Origin of the sequence: Pseudomonas sp. SORGH_AS_0199 (genome assembly GCF_031453735.1) — a bacterium.
GTDB lineage: Bacteria > Pseudomonadota > Gammaproteobacteria > Pseudomonadales > Pseudomonadaceae > Chryseomonas > Chryseomonas aestiva.
This window is the reverse complement of the sequence record NZ_JAVJAE010000001.1, coordinates 1,805,242-1,823,867: the sequence shown is the minus strand read 5'-3', so window position 1 is coordinate 1,823,867 and position 18,626 is coordinate 1,805,242. Positions and strand designations below refer to the sequence as shown.

At 68.3% G+C, this 18,626-nt stretch carries 14 protein-coding genes and 2 pseudogenes; 12 read left to right on the top strand and 4 right to left on the bottom strand.

Going from position 1 to position 18,626, the window contains the following annotated elements:
• Window positions 1–97: 97 nt before the first annotated feature.
• The 3 genes and pseudogenes from QE444_RS08585 to QE444_RS23545 all read left to right on the top strand — a co-directional run bounded on the left by QE444_RS08585 (window position 98) and on the right by QE444_RS23545 (window position 3,046).
• Window positions 98–847: a carbon-nitrogen hydrolase family protein gene (locus tag QE444_RS08585; protein WP_309737882.1), complete on the top strand. Its 750-nt coding sequence runs from the start codon at window positions 98–100 to the stop codon at window positions 845–847.
• 198 nt (window positions 848–1,045) lie between these two features.
• A pseudogene (locus QE444_RS23550) lies at window positions 1,046–2,185 on the top strand (cache domain-containing protein); the annotation flags it as partial.
• A gap of 153 nt (window positions 2,186–2,338) precedes the next feature.
• Window positions 2,339–3,046 (top strand): methyl-accepting chemotaxis protein, encoded by a 708-nt coding sequence (locus tag QE444_RS23545; protein ID WP_405046464.1) that lies wholly within the window; start codon window positions 2,339–2,341, stop codon window positions 3,044–3,046.
• 194 nt (window positions 3,047–3,240) lie between these two features.
• Here QE444_RS23545 and QE444_RS08575 read toward each other — a convergent pair whose 3' ends face one another.
• The 3 genes from QE444_RS08575 to QE444_RS08565 all read right to left on the bottom strand — a co-directional run bounded on the left by QE444_RS08575 (window position 3,241) and on the right by QE444_RS08565 (window position 6,816).
• Complete coding sequence (locus QE444_RS08575) at window positions 3,241–5,214, bottom strand: choline BCCT transporter BetT (RefSeq protein WP_187978623.1); 1,974 nt, start codon at window positions 5,212–5,214, stop codon at window positions 3,241–3,243.
• A 121-nt stretch (window positions 5,215–5,335) separates the two neighbouring features.
• Window positions 5,336–6,193 (bottom strand): AraC family transcriptional regulator, encoded by an 858-nt coding sequence (locus QE444_RS08570; protein ID WP_309737879.1) that lies wholly within the window; start codon window positions 6,191–6,193, stop codon window positions 5,336–5,338.
• A gap of 17 nt (window positions 6,194–6,210) precedes the next feature.
• Window positions 6,211–6,816: a LysE family transporter gene (locus QE444_RS08565; RefSeq protein WP_309737876.1), complete on the bottom strand. Its 606-nt coding sequence runs from the start codon at window positions 6,814–6,816 to the stop codon at window positions 6,211–6,213.
• A 144-nt stretch (window positions 6,817–6,960) separates the two neighbouring features.
• Between QE444_RS08565 and QE444_RS08560 the strand changes: the two are divergent.
• The 6 genes and pseudogenes from QE444_RS08560 to QE444_RS08535 all read left to right on the top strand — a co-directional run bounded on the left by QE444_RS08560 (window position 6,961) and on the right by QE444_RS08535 (window position 14,537).
• Window positions 6,961–7,997: pseudogene (locus QE444_RS08560) on the top strand (LacI family DNA-binding transcriptional regulator).
• Window positions 7,998–8,084: 87 nt separating this feature from the next.
• The gene (locus QE444_RS08555; protein WP_309737875.1) at window positions 8,085–9,443 is read left to right on the top strand and encodes an MFS transporter; all 1,359 of its coding nucleotides are present in this window, start codon (window positions 8,085–8,087) and stop codon (window positions 9,441–9,443) included.
• A gap of 22 nt (window positions 9,444–9,465) precedes the next feature.
• Window positions 9,466–10,617 (top strand): L-talarate/galactarate dehydratase, encoded by a 1,152-nt coding sequence (locus QE444_RS08550; RefSeq protein ID WP_133859938.1) that lies wholly within the window; start codon window positions 9,466–9,468, stop codon window positions 10,615–10,617.
• Window positions 10,618–10,689: 72 nt separating this feature from the next.
• Window positions 10,690–12,135 carry an ATP-binding protein gene (locus QE444_RS08545; RefSeq protein ID WP_309737873.1) on the top strand — a complete coding sequence of 482 codons (1,446 nt, stop codon included), beginning with the start codon at window positions 10,690–10,692 and terminating at the stop codon, window positions 12,133–12,135.
• Window positions 12,120–13,457: a sigma-54 dependent transcriptional regulator gene (locus QE444_RS08540; protein ID WP_309737872.1), complete on the top strand. Its 1,338-nt coding sequence runs from the start codon at window positions 12,120–12,122 to the stop codon at window positions 13,455–13,457. Before QE444_RS08545 ends, QE444_RS08540 begins: the two co-directional genes overlap by 16 nt.
• 615 nt (window positions 13,458–14,072) lie before the next feature.
• Window positions 14,073–14,537 carry a hypothetical protein gene (locus QE444_RS08535; RefSeq protein WP_309737870.1) on the top strand — a complete coding sequence of 155 codons (465 nt, stop codon included), beginning with the start codon at window positions 14,073–14,075 and terminating at the stop codon, window positions 14,535–14,537.
• Here QE444_RS08535 and QE444_RS08530 read toward each other — a convergent pair whose 3' ends face one another.
• Window positions 14,538–15,758 carry a pyridoxal phosphate-dependent aminotransferase gene (locus QE444_RS08530; protein WP_309737868.1) on the bottom strand — a complete coding sequence of 407 codons (1,221 nt, stop codon included), beginning with the start codon at window positions 15,756–15,758 and terminating at the stop codon, window positions 14,538–14,540.
• 160 nt (window positions 15,759–15,918) lie between these two features.
• On the opposite strand from QE444_RS08530, the gene zapE reads away from it, so the two are divergent.
• From zapE to QE444_RS08515, 3 genes are all read left to right on the top strand, one after another.
• Window positions 15,919–17,019 carry a cell division protein ZapE gene (gene zapE, locus QE444_RS08525; RefSeq protein ID WP_309737866.1) on the top strand — a complete coding sequence of 367 codons (1,101 nt, stop codon included), beginning with the start codon at window positions 15,919–15,921 and terminating at the stop codon, window positions 17,017–17,019.
• 91 nt (window positions 17,020–17,110) lie between these two features.
• Entirely contained in the window at window positions 17,111–17,974 is an 864-nt protein-coding gene (locus QE444_RS08520; protein WP_133859944.1) for an MBL fold metallo-hydrolase, read from the top strand.
• A gap of 196 nt (window positions 17,975–18,170) precedes the next feature.
• Entirely contained in the window at window positions 18,171–18,620 is a 450-nt protein-coding gene (locus QE444_RS08515) for a DMT family transporter (protein ID WP_241495391.1), read from the top strand.
• Window positions 18,621–18,626: the final 6 nt, after the last annotated feature.

The window sequence follows — 18,626 nt, the reverse complement described above, 5'->3', positions numbered from 1 at the left end:
GTAGCACGGAGCTATCGTGCCCCCCAGCTGGACGCCCCAACACCCGCGGTGGACGGGCCCGGATCGCCCGGTCGCTGCCGCTTGCTCTGGAGTCTCGATGCCCACCCTTACCCTGGCCGCCGCCCAGTCCGTTTCGATCGCCGGCGATCTCGCCGCCAATCTGCGCACCCATCTCGACCTCATCGCCGCGGCGGCCGACGCCGGGGTGGAGCTCCTGCTGTTTCCGGAACTGTCCCTGACCGGCTATGAACCGACCCTGGCGGCAGCGCTGACGCTGGACGGTGCCGATGCACGCCTGCGGCCCCTGCGCGAGGCCTGCCGTGTGGCCGGGCTCACGGCCGTGGTCGGGGCGCCGATCCAGGGTCCGACGGGGCTGCAGATCGGTGCGCTGATCCTCGGCGCCGATGGCCGCTGTCGCGTCCACACCAAGCAATACCTGCATCCGGGCGAGACACCGCCCTTCGTCCCCGGTAATGGTGGGGATTTGCTGGAGGTACGGGACGTAAAGGCCGCCCTGGCCATCTGCGCCGACAGCAATCACCCGGCCCATGCCGATGCCGCTCGCGTCCAGGGCGCCGATCTCTACCTGGCCTCGGCGGTGATAGGTCCGACCGGCTATCCCGCCGACAGCGCATTGCTGGCCGGCCATGCCCGGCGGCTGAACATGGCCGTGCTCATGGCCAACCACGGCGCGCCCACCGGCGGCTATGCCTGCGTGGGTCGCAGTGCATTCTGGCAGACCGATGGCCAGTGCCTGGTCGCGGCGCCAGGAGACGGCCCCTGCCTGGTGATCGTCCGCCGGCACGCAGGCGTCTGGCAGGGCGAGCTACGCGCCTTGCGATCCTGATCGCTGCACGGCGCAATCCTCTGACTAAAAAGCGGCTAGCAGGTCACGCCACGACCGGAATGGCGATTTGATATCTCGACCCCTCTGCGACTAAAGGTCACACATCGCACGCCGATAAGGCTCTGACATCCCTGTTCAGAACACCGCCAAGGATGCCTTTCGCAGCGTGAAAGACGCTGTAACCGCAGGAGCGACACCATGGCCTTGAACACCATTCGGACCCGCTACACCCTGATCTTCCTAGGCTTCATCGGCGCGACCCTCGCGGCCACCGTCATCGGCATCCGCCTGTGGGTGACCCCGGACCTGGTCGCCGCCGGTGAATCCGCCGTGCTGACCCGCGTCAACGAGGTGGGCACCCGCATCTATCGCGAACTCAACCAGATCCAGGCGCAGCAGCGCTCCATCACCCAGACCGTGCCGCTGCTGGACAGCGCCGCCATCGACCGGGTACTACCCGGCCTGGTGGACCAGTACGGCGATGCCAAGGTGTTCGGCGGCGGCATCTGGCCGCTGCCCAACCAGCGCGAGCAAGGGCGCGACAAGTTCAGCACCTTCTATCACCGCGATGCCGGCGGCAAGCTGATCGTCAACACCCACTGGAACTCCCCCGAGTCGCTCAACTACTGGGAGCAGCCCTGGTTCCAGGCCGGCCTCAAGGGGCCCGCCGGCCAGTGCGTCTGGGCCGCCGCCTACAAGGACGCCGCCAGCGCCGAGCCGCGCACCAACTGCGCCATGGCCATCCAGCGCGACGGCAAGGCCTTTGGCGTCTCGACCATCGACCTCACCCTGGGCTTCTTCAATCCCCTGGTGGACAGCCTGCGCAAGGAACTCGACGACACCGACATGATGATCGTCGAGGCCGACGGCAAGATCCTCAGCAACCTCAGCGAACTCGGCGATTCGCAGATCCTGAACAACGTCTCGGCCTATGCCGCCCGTTCGCCCTTCGTGGCCGCCATCCAGCAGAACCTCGGCAAGCTCAAGGGTGAGGCGGTGGTGCGCGACACCTATGTCGACGAGCACGGCACGCCCCACACCTTCTTCCTGCGCCCGCTGGCCGGCACGCCCTGGCTGCTGGCCACGGCGCTGCCCACCTCGCTCATCGCGGCGACCAACACCGGCATCCTCAAGACCCTGGCGGCGATCCAGCTGCCGCTGGTCCTGCTGCTGGTGGGCATCATGGTGCTGGCGCTCGGCAAGCTGATGGGTCGGCTGGGTCTGCTGCAACGCAATATCGAATCGCTCTCGGCAGGCGATGCCGACCTGACCCGACGCATCCCGGTGCACGGCAAGGACGAGGTGGATGCGGTGGCCGGCGCGGTCAACGGCTTCATCGGCTATCTGCAGCGACTGATCGGCGAGGTGGGCGACGCCACCGACCGCATCGACACCGGCCTCAAGCAACTGCACGGCCAGGCCCAGCAGAACGGTGCCATCCTGGCCCGCCATGCCAGCGAAACCGACCAGGCGGTGACGGCCATCACCGAGATGAGCGCCACCTCCGACTCCGTGGCCCGCAGTGCCAGCGATACCGCCTCCCTCACCCAGGCCGCCAACGGCCAGGCCGAGCGATCGCGCGCCGTGGTTCAACAGGCCTCCGCCAGCGTGTTCGCCCTGGTCGACCAGGTGGAAGACGCCACCCTCAAGGTGCAGGCCATGCAGAGCGATGCCCAGCGCATCAACGATGTCCTTGGGGTGATCGGCGAGATCGCCGGCCAGACCAACCTGCTGGCGCTCAACGCCGCCATCGAGGCGGCCCGGGCCGGCGAGCAGGGGCGTGGCTTCGCGGTAGTGGCTGACGAGGTGCGCGCCCTGGCCGGACGCACCCAGCAGAGCACCGCCGAGATCAACGAGATGCTCAGCCGCTTGCAGCAGGGCGTGAGTTCCGCGGTCGCGGCCATGGAAGTGACCAAGACCAGTTGCCAGAGCACCGCCGAGAAGACCCGTGAGGTCACCGACGGCCTGGACGAGATGAGCGGTTCGGTGGTGCGCATCAGCGACCTGTCGACCCAGATCGCCGCGGCCGCCGAGGAGCAGAGCGCGGTGGCCGGCGAGATCAACCAGAACATGGTCGCCGTACGCCATATCGTCGACGATCTGGTCACCAGCGGGCAGCGTACCGCCGAGAGCACCGCGGCGGTGCAGTCGTCCAACGAGCAGCTGATCGCGGTGGTCCGGCGCTTCCGGGTGAAGTGACCCAGACGCCGCACCACGAAAAAGCCGGGCACTGCGCCCGGCTTTTTCGTTTCAGAACCTGTTCACGATCTCGCGAGCTAGAGACAAACAAGGCGAAAATGCCTGAGGAAGCGGAGTTTACGAGTGGTAAATGAGCATTCCGAAGGCATTTTCAACGCAGTTTGGCCGACGCGCAGCAGATCGTGGACAGGTTCTCAACCCACCAGATGCAGGAAATGCATGTGGCGTTCGTACTGATCGAGGATGTCGCCGATGACGTCCTCGCGCGACCAGCCCATGACGTCATGGTCCTGGCCACCCTCGCGCAGATAGACCTGGGCGCGGAAGTACTTGCGCTCCTCGTTCGGCTCGCTGCCCATGACGAAACTGGGCATGGCATAGGCGTGGGGTCTTACCTGGTAGACGAACTCCGGCTGATCGGCCGGGCCGACCCTCAGGCGTACGCCGCCATCGTCACGGTCTTCGACGCTGCAGATATAACCCTGCTTGCGCCATTCCTCAGCCACCGCCAGGCAGGCCGGCTTGGCCACCTCGCCGATGAAGCGCACCACATGACTGCGTCGCGGGAACATCGCCAGACCGCGCAGCCGGCGCTGCCAGCCTCCGGGCGATCTCATGGTGGGTGGCGAGATGCTCAGCGCCTGATGCCGCAGACCGCGCTTGGTGGCGTCCAGCTTGAGTGCCTTGAGCAGTCCGCGCATGCTGAACAGCAACGCGATGGTGAACGGCAGCGCACTGGCGATGGTGGCGGTCTGCAGCGCCTTGAGGCCACCGGCCAAGAGCAAAGCGATGGCCACCAGCCCCATGCTGGAGGCCCAGAACACCCGCTGCCAGACCGGTGTCTTGTCCTGGCCACCGGAGGCCAGCATGTCCACCACCATGGCGCCCGAGTCGGCCGAGGTGACGAAGAACACCACCACCATGACGATGGCCACCATGGAAATCACGCTGTGCAGCGGGAAGTGCTCCAGGAAGGCAAATAGCGCCAGGGAGCTGTCCTTGTTTACCGCGGCGGCGAGATCGGTGAAGCCGTCGGTGAGGATCATGTGAATGGCGGTGTTGCCGAACACGGTCATCCACAGCAGGGTGAAGCCGGCGGGCACCAGCAGCACACCGGAAACGAATTCGCGGATGGTCCGGCCGCGCGAGATGCGCGCGATGAACAGCCCGACGAAGGGCGACCAGGCCAGCCACCAGCCCCAATAGAACAGCGTCCAGCCACCGATCCAGTCGGTAGGTTGGTAGGCATTGAGGTTCAGGGTGCGGCTGACGATCTCGCTGAGATAGCCGCCGGTGTTCTGCACGAAGGTCTGCAGGATCAGCACGGTGGGGCCGAGCACGATCACCGAGACCATCAGCAGCAGCGCGAGCCCCAGGTTCAGCTCGGACAACCGACGGACGCCCTTGTCCAGACCGGTCGCCACGGACAGGGTGGCCAGGGCGGTGGTAACGATGATCAGCACGATCTGCACCGGTACTGAAATCGGAATGCCAAACAGCGCGTTGAGCCCGGTGTTGATCTGGGCCACGCCAAAGCCAAGGGAAGTGGCGACGCCCAGTACGGTACCGATGATGGCGAAGATGTCCACCGCATGGCCGATGGGACCATAGATGCGTTCGCCGATCAGCGGATAGAGCGCCGATCTCAGGGTCAGGGGCAGGCCATGGCGATAGCTGAAATAGGCCAGGATCAGGGCGACGATGGCGTAAATCGCCCAGGCGTGCAGGCCCCAGTGGAAGAAGGTGATCTTCATCGCCTCGCGGGCGGCATCGACACCACCGCCAGCGCCTACCGGCGGCGAGAGAAAGTGCATCACCGGCTCGGCGACGCCAAAGAACATCAGGCCGATGCCCATGCCCGCCGAGAACAGCATGGCGAACCAGGTGGTGCTGCTGTAATCGGGCTCGCTGTGGTCTGGTCCGAGCTTGATGTCGCCGTAACGGCTGACGCCCAGGAAGACCACAGTGCCGAGGATGATGGCCACCGCGAGAATGTAGAACCAGCTGAGATTGCCGATGATCCAGGTCTGGACCGTCCCGAACACCTCCTGGGCATTGGCCTGGAAAACGCTGGCGTAGAGCACCAGGGCCAGCAGGATGCCGGTCGAGGTCCAGAACACGGGGGGACTGAAGGTGTTGCGAGCGGCGGATTCTCCTTGGCCGTTCATAGACTGAGCTCCTGTTCATGAAGTGCGCACAGGTTGACTGCCCTCGGCCTGAATCGTTTCGCTGGCGACGCTTCTGGAACGACGCATGCCGCTGAGCGCTAGCGCTCCAATCGCTAGGGCGCTAAGGGCCGGGTGCGCTAGCCGTGGCAGACACGGCGGGCGGTCTGGCCAGCCCACGAAACCAGCGGGCTGGCGCCATGCCGAAGGCCTGGCGGAAATGTTTCGTCATGTGACTCTGGTCGTAGAAGCCCGCCGCCACGGCCGCGTCGGCCAGCCCCAGCCCCAGGCGCACGTGCAGGCGGACCCGGTCGAGGCGGCGCAGGGTCAGGTAGCGATGCGGACTGGTACCGAAGTAGGCGCGAAAATCCCGGGTCAGACTCCAGCGGTCACGGCCAGCGCAACGGGCCAGGTCGTCCAGGGTGACGGCCTGGTCGAGGTTGTCCTCCAGGTATTCGCGGGCGCGCAGCGCCGCGGCGAAATCGACCCGACCGCGACTGGGCCAGGTCTGGCAAACCTCGGCCAGGGTGGCGACCAGGCCATAGAGGGCATCGTCGCGCCCCAGGGCATCGGGGTGCTCGTCAAGGGTGGCGAACACCGCATCGGTGGCCCGTGCCAGGCGCGGATCCAGGGAGACACCCTCACGATGGAAGGGCAAGGGCCGCCCGCCAAGGATGTCCTGCACCAGGGCCGGCGGTACATAGAGCATCCGATAGCGAAAGCCGCAGGCGGCGCCGGCGCGACCGTCGTGGACCTCGTCCGGGTGGAAGACCATGGTCTCGCCCGGCAGGCTGCTGGCCTTGGCGCCGCGATAGGAAAAGCTCTGCACCCCGGCCAGGGTACGACCGATGGCATAGGTCGCATGACGATGGGGATTGAAGGCGTGGCCGCTGAAAAAGGCCTCGATGGACTCCAGCTCATCGAAGGCCGGAGCGTGGCGTACCCAGTCCGTGGCACCGGGCAATTCGATCTGGCTGCTCATGGCGACTCCTCCGGCGCTCAGCCTAGCAGACCGCGCCAGGCATCGTGGAACAGCAGCAGGGCGCAGCCGACCAGACTCAGCCCCAGCAGCAGATTCACCCCGCGCAAGCCACGTCCTTGCACCAGGTAACGTCCGAGCAGCGCGCCAAGCAAGGCGTAGCTGGCCGGGGCGCCGCCCGCCGACAGGGCCAGGGGCAGCGACCAGAGGGCGATCTTGCCACCGGTCACCTGAGCCGCCGGAAACATCACCGTGGCGATGGGCAGCACCGCCAGCCAGCCCTTGGGATTGAGCCCCTGGATCAGGAAGCCGCGGGCGAAGGTCAGCCGCGTTGCGGCGCCCTCCTCCTCTCCCGCCGCCGTCGGCGGCGCGGCCCGGGCAATGAGATAGCCGAGATACAGGCAATAGCCACCGCCCAGGAGCGCCAGCCACGGCAGCAGCGCCCCCGAGACCAGGACCGCACCGGCATAGCCCAGGGCCAGAAACAGGAGCAGCATGGCGCAGCCCACCCCGGCATAGAAACCCAGCGCCCGCCGGGCCTGGCCACGCAGACCGGCGTTCAGCCCCAGGGCGTTGACCGGACCGGGGCTGTACATGACGCTCAGGGCATAGAGGACGATTTCCAAGGGACACCTGTCAGGCTTCGAGAAGGAGACCCAGGCTAGCCAGCACGTGTGGTGCTGGCTTGTACGTCTGTGGCTCGTTCACCTTGAGAGTCATCGTATGACTCGGCAGAATCGGCCATTCCCTGTCCTGTCGCGGAGTCGCCCTTGTCCGGTGATCGCAACGCCCCGTCCTGGCCTGGTCGTCCCACTGGCAAGCCACCGACCCTAAAGGACGTGGCCCGCCTGGCCGGGGTCTCGCCGATCACCGTTTCGCGCACCCTCAACCAGCCGGAGATCGTCCGGCCGGCGCTGCGCGAAAAGGTCTTTCGCGCGGTGCGCGAGAGCGGCTACCAGCCGGCCATGCTTACTACCGGCAGCGCGCCCCTGGAGAGTCGGCTGATCGCCATCCTGGTGCCCACCATCGTCAACTCCATCTTCGCCGACACCGTGCAGGCGCTCATGCAGACCCTGACCGAGGCCGGCCACCAGACCCTGCTGGGCCTGACCGACTATTCCGCCGAACGCGAGGAGCGGCTGCTGGACGCCTTGCTGCGCCGCCGCGCCCCGACGCCATGGTGCTGACCGGCACCCTGCACACGGCCGCCAGCCGACTGCGCCTGTCACAGGCCGGCATTCCGCTGGTGGAGTGCTGGGACCAGGGTGAGCGACCGCTGGACATGCTGGTGGGCTTTTCCCATGTCGCGGTGGGCCAGGCCGTCGCCCGGGAGCTGCTGGCGCGCGGCTATCGCCACTTCGCCAGCCTGCCCCTGGACGATCCCCGCGGACGGCTGCGCCGCGATGCCTTCCGTGACGAACTGGCCATCCACGGACTGGCCGCGCCAGCCGATGTCAGCCTGCCACCGCCGGCCACCCCGGCACTGGGTCGCCAGGGCCTGGCCCGCCTGCTCGCCGCTGGCGCCTGCCCCGAGGTGGTGGTCTGCAGCTCCGACACCCTCGCCCACGGGGTGCTGGCCGAAGCCCATGCCCGCGGCTTGCAAATACCGGAAAAGCTGGCCGTGATGGGCTTCGGCAACCTGGCCAGCGCCGCCCATCTGATCCCGGCACTGAGCACCGTGGACGTGCGCGGCGCCGCGATGGGCACCCATGCCGCCACGGCCCTGCTCGCCCGTCTGGCGGGCGCCGAGGCGCCGCGGCAACGGGATACCGGCTTCGAACTGGTCATGCGCGAGAGTACGCGCTGACGCTTGAATGATTGCGTAATCAGCTTAGCGTCCTCCTGCAGGTGCCGGCCTCGCCGCCGGCTTTGCCCGCTGAAAAGGACAATAACAATGCCCACTTCCCCTGAGCCGTCGCGGTGCACTCGCGTCCGCTATCTCGTCCTGGCGATGATCTTTCTGGTGACGGTATTCAACTACGTCGACCGCGCCACCCTCTCCATCGCCGCGCCGGCCCTGCGTCACGACCTCGGTTTCGACGCCGTGGCCATGGGGCTCGCCTTCTCGGCCTTCGGCTGGGCCTACACCGCCATGCAGATTCCCGGCGGCATCGTGCTCGATCGCTTCGGCTCGCGGCTGGTACTGGGCGCCAGCCTGATTCTCTGGTCGGTACTGACCTTCCTGCAGGGCTACGTTGAATTCTTCTCCTCGGCGCTGCTGGCGCTGTTCGTGCTGCGCTTTCTCATGGGCGTGGCCGAGTCGCCGGCCTTTCCGGCCAACAACCGTCTCACGGTGATGTGGTTCCCGCGCCAGGAGCGTGGCCTGGCCACCGCCATCTTCCAGTCGGCGCAGTACTTCGCCCTGGCGGTGTTCACGCCACTGATGGTGATCCTGCTCAACCAGTTCGGCTGGGAGCACGTGTTCTTCTGGACCGGCGGCGCCGGCATCCTCATCGGCCTGCTGTGGTTCGCCACCGTGCAGGAGCCCCGGCACGACAGGCGCGTCAGCCAGAGCGAGCTGGACCATATCGAAGCCGGTGGCGGCCTGCCCGATCTGGGCGACACCCGGGCGCCCTTCAGCTGGCGCACCTTCAAGGCCATCAGCGGCAACCGCATGATGCTGGGCATCTACCTGGGGCAATTCTGCCTGACCACCATCACCTGGTTCTTTCTCACCTGGTTTCCCACCTACCTGGTCGAGGCCAAGGGGCTGACGATGCTCAAGGTCGGCCTGATCGCCGCCATCCCGCCGGTGGCCGGCTGCCTGGGCGGCGTTCTCGGCGGACTCTGGTCGGACGGCATGCTGCGCCGCGGCTACAGCCTCACCGCCGCGCGCAAGACGCCGATCATCGTCGGCCTGCTGCTTTCCAGCAGCATCGTGGTGGCCAACTACACCCAGTCCATCGCCCTGGTCACCCTGGTGATGTCCATCGCCTTCTTCGCCAAGGGCGTGGGCAACCTCGGCTGGTGCATCGTCGGCGATGTCTCGCCCAAGCGCGCCATGGGCGTGAGCGGCGCCCTCTTCAACTTCTGCGGCAACATCGCCAGCATCGTCACCCCGCTGGCCATCGGCCTGATGATCAACCAGCTCGGCTCCTTCGACGTGGCCCTCACCTACGTCGCCGCCATGGGCCTGCTCGGCGCCTTCTCCTACCTGGTCATCGTCGGTCCGCTCAAGCGCCTGGACCTCGGTGAACTCAATGACGAGCCAGCCGCCACCGCCGACGCCGCCCTGCCTGCCACCCGTCCCTGATTCCTTACCCTGGAGCATCCCCATGTCCGATAACGCCTACAGCGCCGACCAGGACCGCATCGTCTGGGTCCGCCTGGCTTCCGTGTTCCTGCCGCTGGCCACCCCCATCAGCGACGCCAAGGTGCTCACCGGCCGGCAGAAGCCAATGACCGAGATCGCCATCCTTTTCGTCGAGATCGAAACCCGCGACGGCCAGCGCGGCCTGGGCTTCAGCTATTCCAAGCGCGCCGGTGGCCCCGGCCAGTTCGCCCACGCCCATGAAATTGCCCCGGTGCTGCTCGACGAGAATCCCAGCGACATCCAGAAGCTCTGGACCAAGCTCTGCTGGGCCGGCGCCTCGGTAGGTCGCAGCGGTCTCGCTACCCAGGCCATCGGCGCCTTCGACGTGGCCCTCTGGGACCTCAAGGCCCGTCGCGCCAACCTCTCCCTGGCACGCCTGCTGGGTGCTCAGCGCGACTCGGTGCGCTGCTACAACACCTCCGGCGGCTTCCTGCATACGCCGCTGGAGCAGTTGTTGGTGAACACCGACCTCTCCCGGGAAAAAGGCATCGGCGGCATCAAGCTCAAGGTCGGCCAGCCCGACTGCGCCCTGGACCTTGAGCGCGTCGCCCGCGTGCGCCGCCACCTGGGCGACAGCTTCCCGCTGATGGTCGACGCCAACCAGCAATGGGACCGACCCACCGCCCAGCGTATGTGCCGGCGCTTCGAGGAATTCAACCTGATCTGGATCGAGGAGCCGCTGGACTGCTACGACGCCGAAGGTCACGCCGCCCTGGCCGCGGCCTTCGACACCCCCATCGCCACTGGCGAGATGCTGACCAGCATCGCCGAGCACCAGGAATTCATCCGCCTGCGCGGTGCCGACTTCCTGATGCCCGACGCGCCACGGGTCGGTGGCATCACGCCCTTCCTCAAGGTGGCCGCCCTGGCCGAGCAGGCCGGCGTGATGCTGGCACCGCACTTCGCCATGGAATTGCACGTGCACCTGGCCGCCACCTATCCCACCGAGCCCTGGGTGGAACACTTCGAATGGCTGGAGCCGCTGTTCAACGAACGCCTGGAAACCCGTGACGGGCGGATGCAGGTACCGACCCGTCCGGGTCTCGGGCTGTCCCTGAGCGAGCGGGTACCCGGCTGGACGGCGCAGGAAGCGGAATTCGGCCGGCGCGCCTGACCCCCGCGCTGGCACTCGAACTCCGCCGGGGTGTGGCACTCTATCCAGGCCAAGGCCTGGAAGAGAAAGCCCATGTTCGGATCGCTGCGCAGTCGTCTGATTGCCCTGCTGCTGATGCTCGGCGGCATGGCCGTCGGGGTCGGCTGGCTGATGATCCTGCTGCTGCGCCAGTCGGAAAGCGCCCAGCTCGGCCAGGCCACGGTGGAAGCCGAGCAGGCCTGCCAGGCCATCGCCAGCAGCTATCGTTTCTACAGCAATGGCTGGTCCGGCCCTACCGCTGGCCTCGCCGATCCGGCCCTGCAGCGCAGTCTCGCCGGCGTGGCCAGTGTCGCCCTGCTGCGTTATCGCGGCATGGCCGGCGGTCTCTGGCAGCAGCAGGCGGGGCTCCTGGCCGATGCCAGTCCCTTCTCCCTGACCGCCGCCGAACGCCAGCACCTGGCCGATCTCTCCGCCGCGACCCTGGCCGAGGCGCGCAGCCTGAGCGACAGCTTCAGCGCGGACGGCGCCACAGTGCTGGTCGCCGCCTGCCCGCTGTCCGGCCCCATCCCCGATCTCGCCGCCTGGACCCTGACCCGCCTGACCTTCGCCGAGGGCAGCGGTCAGCGCCAGCTGAAACTGGGCTTGGGCCTGCTGCTGCTGGCCATGCTCGCCGCGACCCTGCTGCTCGGGCGGCTCACCTGGCAGTGGTCGCGGCATGTCGCGCGAGTCGAGCGAGATCTGGGCGCCAGCGCCAGCCACGACCTGCCCACCCTCGCCCTCACCGGCGAACGCGAGCTGGATCGGGTGCTGGCGGCGCTCAACCAGGCCGGGCAGCGCCTGACCCAGGCACGGGACGAGGCCCAGCGGCTGACCACCCAGGTCCACGCCAGTGAACGGCTGGCCGCCCTTGGTCGGGTGGCCGCCGGGGTCGCCCACGAGATCCGCAATCCGCTGGCCGCCATGCGCCTCAAGGCCGAGAACGCCCTGGCCGGCGACAGCGGCCGTCAGCAGCGCGCGCTGGACGCCATCCTGCTGCAGGTCACCCGCCTCGACCGCCTGCTGCGCCGCCTGCTCGACCTCACCCAGCCGCTGCACCTGCAACCGACCGCCATCGAATTGCCGGTCTTCTGCCGCGAGGTGCTGGCCGGTCACGAAGACCAGGCCGCCCAGCGCGGCATCCGCCTGACCGCCAGGGTGGCCGTCGAGCAGGGCTATTTCGATCGCGACGCCCTGGCCCGCGCCTTGGACAACCTGCTGCTCAACGCCCTGCAGGCCGCCCCGGCCGCCAGCGAGATCCGTCTCGACGCCAGCCGCCGTGGCGACTGGCTGGTGCTGGCGGTGGAAGACGCAGGCCAGGGACCACCTGCCGAGTTGCGCGGCCAGCTCTTCGAGCCCTTCGTCACCGGTCGCCCCGAAGGCACCGGCCTGGGCCTGGCCCTGGTCCGCGAGACCGCCCGCGCCCACGGCGGCGAGGCGCGCCTGATCGAACCCTCCGTCCCCACTCGCTTCGAGATCCTCCTGCCATGCCAACCCTGCTGATCATCGATGACGACGCCGCTCTGTGCGACGCCCTGGCGGAAACCGCCGCGGACCAGGGCTACCGGGTGCTGCAGGCCGACGGGGGCGAAGCGGGCCTGCAGCGCCTGGCGCAGGAACCGGTGGACGCCGTGCTGCTCGACCTGCGCATGCCGGGGCTGGATGGCCTGGAAGTGCTGGCGCGCATTCGCGCCCGCCCCGAGCCGCCGGCGGTCACGGTGCTGACCGCCTTCGCCAGCGCCGGCAACACCATCGAGGCCATGCGCCTGGGCGCCTTCGACCACCTCACCAAGCCCATCGGCCGCGAAGAACTGATCCGGGTGCTGGCCGGGATGACCGCCCAGCGCGGCCCGGCCAGCGTGCCGCCGACCGCGGTCGAAGGCCATACGCTGGTGGGCGGCAGCGACGCCCTGCGCCAGGTGCAGAAGACCATCGGCCGCCTGGTGGACAGCGAGGCCACGGTTCTGGTCACCGGCGAGACCGGCACCGGCAAGGAACTGGTGGCCCGCGCCATCCACGAGCACGGCAAGCGACGCGGGGCGCCCTTCGTGGCGGTCAACTGCGCCGCCATCCCGCCGGACCTGCTGGAAAGCGAACTCTTCGGCCATGTGCGCGGCGCCTTCAGCGGGGCCACCGCCAATCGCCTGGGTGCCTTTCGCGAGGCCCAGGGCGGCACCCTCTTTCTCGACGAGATCGGCGACATGCCGCTGCCGATGCAGGCCAAGATCCTGCGCGCCCTGCAGGAACGTGAGGTGACGCCGGTGGGTGGCGCACCGGTACGGCTGGACGTGCGGCTGGTAGCGGCCACCCACCGCGACCTGGCCCAGCGCGTCGCCAGTGGCGACTTCCGCGAAGACCTCTTCTATCGCCTGCACGTGGTGCCCATCCACCTGCCGGCTCTGCGCGAGCGGCGGGCCGACATCCTGCCGCTGGCCGAGCACTTCCTCGCCGCCAGCGGTCGCGTGCTGGCGGACGATGCCGCCGCCCTGCTGCTGCGCCACTCCTGGCCCGGCAACGTGCGGGAATTGCGCAACGCCATCCAGCGCGCCGCGACCCTGGCCCAGGGCGAGCGCATCGTCGCCGCCGACCTGGCCTTCCTGCAGGGCGAGACGCCGGATGAGTTAGCCATCGACGCCAGCTGGCCGGAGGAGACCCTGGCCGAGGCCACCGCGCGCCTGGAACGCCTGCTGATCGAGCGCGCCCTGCAGCGCAGCAATGGCAATCGCGCCGAAGCGGCCCGCCGCCTGGGTATCCATCGCCAGCTGCTCTATACCAAGCTGAGTCGGCTGGGCCTGGGTGTCGGCGCAGACGACAGTCCTGCTTAGAGCCTATTCAAAGTCTCGCGAGCTAGAGACAAACAAGGCGAAAATGGCTGAGGAAGCGGAGTTTACGAGTGGTAAATGAGCATTCCGAAGCCATTTTCAACGCCGTTTGGCCGACGCGCAGCAGACTTTGGACAGGCTCTTAGGCTGTCCGCTTTGCCGACAGGTATGTCCGTCAGCCGGACGCAATGCCTGGCCCGGATGGCCACTTAAATTCGCAAACTATTGATTTATATACAAAATAAAAGTTGGCACAGGCCCTGCAATAGCCTGATCGTCAACCACCGCAGGAGTCATCCATGCCTACCAAGACCCAAACCCTCGTGATCGGGACCTTCGCCCTGCTGTCCGTCAGCGGCCTCGTCCTGGCACAGACCGCACCCGCCGGCAGCACCGCCACCACACACCGCGGCCAGCGCCCAGATTCCCACCCAGCAGGGCCAGCTCAAGCAGTTCCTGCTCAATCCCCGGGGCGATATCGATGGCCTGATCCTGGCCGACGGCACCGAGGTCAACACCCCGCCGCACCTGTCCGAGCAACTCGCCGCCACCTTCAAGCCGGGTGACAGCATCAACGTCGCCGGCCTGCGCGCCGCCAGCCTGCCGCTGGTCCAGGCGGTGTCCCTGACCAACGTCCAGACCGGCAAGACCGTCACCGACGAAGGCCCGGATCGCGTGGGCGGTCGCCGTCCGCCGGCGCCCCCGGCACCGGGCACCGAGCGCGATGGCGACAGCCTCCAGGGCCAGATCGTCCAGCTGCTGCACGGTCCCCGTGGCGACGTGAACGGCGCCCTGCTGCAGGACGGTACCGCCCTGCGCCTGCCGCCCCATGAGGCCCTGCGCCTGCAAGCCCTGCTCAAGCCGGGTCAGAACGTGGCCGTGCGCGGCGAGCTGGTGGCCAATGCCCAGGGGCGTGCCTTCCGGGTCAGCGCCCTGGGCGCCGACGCCAACTCGCTGCAGACCCTGGACACCCCGCCGGCACCCCGCGGCCCCGGTCGTCTGCCGCCGCCCCCGCCCCCCGGCGGCCAGCCGGTCGCCCCGGGTGCCCAACCGCCGGCGCCCCCGGCTCCCCCGGCCGGCTGATCAGGCCAGCAGCCGCCGGGTCGCTTCGGCGATCCGGCGGCAGGCTTCCTCCAGCACCTCGTGCGAGGTGGCGTAGGAAACCCGGAAGTAAGGCTCCAGGCCAAAGGCCGAGCCTGGCACCACCGCCACCCCGCCCTCATCCATGAGGTAGCGGGCAAAGGCCGTGTCGCTGTCGATCACCTCCCCGCCCGGCGTCCGCCGACCCAATATCCCCGCACAACTGGCGTAGACATAGAAGGCCCCCTCGGGCCGCCGCGCCGACAGACCCGGCACCGCGTTCAAGGCATCCACCACCAGATCCCGTCGCTCGCGGAACAGTTCGCAGCGCTCGCGCACGATGCCCTGCGGCCCATCCAGGGCGGCGATGGCCGCGGCCTGGCTGACCGAGCAGGGGCAGGAGGTCACCTGGCTCTGCACACTGGCCATGGCCTGGATCAGCGCCTTAGGTCCACCGGCATAGCCCAGGCGCCAACCAGTCATGGCATAGGCCTTGGAGACGCCGTTGATGGTCAGGGTCCGCTCGCGCAGCCGTGGCTCCAGCGCCGCCGGGGTGACGAAGCGAAAGCCGTCGTAGAGGATGTGCTCGTACATGTCGTCGACCATCAGCCAGACCTGCGGATGACGCAGCAGCACCTCCAGCAGCGGGCGATAGTGTTCCTCGCCATAGGCCGCCCCCGAGGGGTTGGACGGCGAGTTGAGCATCACCCAGCGGGTGCGCGGATTGATCGCCGCCTCCAGGGCCGCGGCGGTCAGGCGGAAGCCATCCTCCTCACGGCACGGCAGCACCACCGGCGTGCCGCCGAGGATGGTGACGATGTCGGCATAGGTCACCCAGAAGGGCGCGGGGATGATCACCTCGTCACCCGCGTCCAGGGTCGCCATCATGGCGTTGAAGATCACCTGCTTGGCACCGGCCGAGGCGGTCACCTCGTCCTGGGCGAACACCAGGTCGTTCTCCCGCGCGAACTTGCGGCGGATGGCCTCCTTGAGCGCCGGACTGCCGTCCAGCACCGTGTACTTGGTCTGGCCGGCGCGGATGGCCTGGATCGCCGCTTCCTTGATGTGCTCCGGGGTATCGAAGTCCGGCTCGCCCGCACCCAGCACCAGCAGATCGGCGCCCTGGCGGCGCAGGGCGTTGGCCCGCTCGGTGATCTTGAGGATCTCGGAGACGCCCACGGAGGCGAGGCAGTGGGCAAGGTGCAGGGTCGAATCGGCGGCCATGACAGGGCTCCAGGCAGAGATGAAAGCGGGTGCCGGCGGCGTCCGGCAGGGTCGTCTCGCACTATCGAACCGCCGCGGCCGGCCTTCAAACGCTATAAAGGACTCACGTCATTCCGCCGGGGCATGGTCTGCTGCCAGCACGGGCGCTAGAGTGGCGGCCATGTCCAATGCCCTTTCCCCCCTCGCCGCCTACCGCCGGGCCCTGGCCCAGGGCGACCGCCTGCCCGATGTCGCTCAGGAAGCCGCTGCGCGCCAGCTGGACGCCTGTCACGCCGACCTGCTGGCCGGGCGTCCGGCACGCGGTCTCTATCTCTGGGGACCGGTGGGGCGTGGCAAGACCTGGCTGCTGGATCTGTTCCACGCCAGCCTGCCGGTGCCCGCCCGCCGCCAGCACTTCCATCACTTCATGCGCTGGGTGCACCAGCGGCAGTTCCAGCTCAGCGGCACCCGCGATCCCCTGCAGGTGCTGGCCCGGGAACTGGCTGCCGAGGTGCGGGTGCTGTGCTTCGACGAACTCTTCGTCAGCGACATCGGCGACGCCATCCTGGTGGGCGGCCTGTTGCGCGCCCTGCTGGACCAGGGCCTGGTGCTGGTGGTCACCTCCAACCAGCCGCCCGAGCAGCTCTATGCCGGCGGCTTCAATCGCGAGCGCCTGCTGCCCACCATCGCCGCGCTGCAGGCGCGACTGAACGTGCTGGAGGTGGACGGCGGCCAGGACCACCGCCTGCACGAAGGCCAAGCCGAACCGCGCTTCTGGGTGGACGATCCCACCGCCCTCGCCACGACCTTTGCCCGCCTCACCCCGGGGGAAGCCGTGACGACCGCGCCCCTGATACTCGGCGAGCGCCCCCTGCCCGTGGTGCAGCGGGCCTCCAGCGCGATCTGGCTGGACTTCGCCGTGCTCTGCCGGGGCGCCTGGGCCACCACCGACTACATCGATCTCTGTACCCGCTTCCCCGCCCTGTTGCTGGGCAACGTCCCCTGCCTGTCCGGCGATCCCCGCGCGGGCCGTATCGCCCGCGGCACCGAAGACGGCGCGACGCGGGTCCTCGCCGGCGACCGCGAACTGCCCCGCCTGGCGCCCCAGGATGACGCCGTGCGCCGCTTCATCGCCCTGGTCGACGAAGCCTACGACCGCCGCCGCCCGCTCTACCTGGACGCCGCCGTGCCCCTGGAGCAGCTGTACACCCGCGGCTTTCTGGAATTCCCCTTCCGCCGCACCCTGAGTCGCCTGAGGGAGATGCAGCAGGCGCGCTACTAGACCGGATCGGTCCTGCGGCGACGAGGCACGCCGCGGAGCGGCGGAGCCCCGTGTTAAGGTGGGACATCCCATCTCTTCACGAGGCCCGGTCATGACTCCGCGCATCGAACCCTTCTTCGACGCCACCACGTCCACCTTCACCTATGTGATCTACGAGGCACCCGGCAGCCGCTGCGCCATCGTCGACTCGGTGCTGGACTACGATCCGCATTCGGGCCGCACCGCCACCCTGTCGGCGGATCGCGTCGCCCGCTTCGTGCGCGACCAGGGGCTGACCGTGGAGTGGCTGCTGGAGACCCATGCCCACGCCGACCACCTCTCCGCCGCGCCCTATCTAAGGCGGCAGCTGGGCGGCCGCATCGCCATCGGCGAAGGCATCCGCCGCGTCCAGGGCGCCTTCAAGGACGTCTTCAACCTGGAAGCGGAATTCCGCCTCGACGGCTCCCAGTTCGATCACCTGTTCCAGCCCGACGAGGTCTTCCATATCGGTGCCCTGAGCGCCCGCGCCCTGCACGTGCCCGGCCACACCCCGGCCGACATGGCCTACCAGGTGGAGGAAGACCATGTCTTCGTCGGCGACACCCTGTTCATGCCCGATGTCGGCTCGGCGCGGTGCGACTTCCCGGGTGGCAGCGCCCGCGATCTCTATCGTTCGATCCGCCGGCTGCTGACCCTGCCCGAGGCCACCCGCCTCTATCTGTGCCACGACTATCCGCCCGCCGGCCGCGAAGCGCGCCACGAGACCACCGTGGGTGAAGAGCGCGCCCTCAACGTCCACGTCCGCGATGGCGTGGACGAAGACGCTTTCGTCGCCCTGCGTACCCGCCGCGACGCCACCCTGTCCATGCCGACGCTGATCCTGCCGGCCATCCAGGTGAACATCCGCGCCGGCACCCTGCCGCCGGCCGAGGCCAATGGCCGCCGTTACCTGAAGATTCCCATCGACGGTTTCTAGGCAGTGAGCGGCAGGGCCACCCTCGCCCAGCCCTCGTCGTCCAGTCCCCAGCGATCATCCCTGAATCCGCGCTGACACGGCCCCCTGCGGGGGCCTTCGGCTGAATACAGGCGTCAGGGACAGCTACCGGAAATCGTCGCCACGACTGTTTCGCCCAACCCTGGGGCATACTGCGCGCCCCTTTTCACCTGGAGTCCTGTCGATGCCCGTCTGGTGGCTGCTCGTCCTGCCCTTCATCGCCGGTGCCTGCCTGCCGCTGCAAGCCGGCATCAACGGCCAACTGGCCCGGCACCTCGGCAGCGTCTTCGCCGCGGCGTCCATTTCCTTCATGGTCGGCCTGCTCGCCCTGCTGGGCCTGACCCTCTGGCAGCGTGGCGTCCCCACCCTGGGTGCCCTGCGCGAATTGCACTGGTGGCACTGGTGCGGCGGCCTGCTGGGGATGTTCTTTATCGCCATGGCCGCCTTCGCCGGTCCGCGCATCGGCGCCACCCTGTTCATGGCGCTGGTGATCGCCGGGCAGCTGGCCATGTCGCTGAGCCTGGATCACTTCGGCTGGGCCGGCTTTCGCCAGGATCCGGTGACCCTCGGCAAGCTGGCCGGCGTGGTGCTGATCGGTGCCGGCGTCTGGTGCATCGCCCGCGCCTAGGTCCAG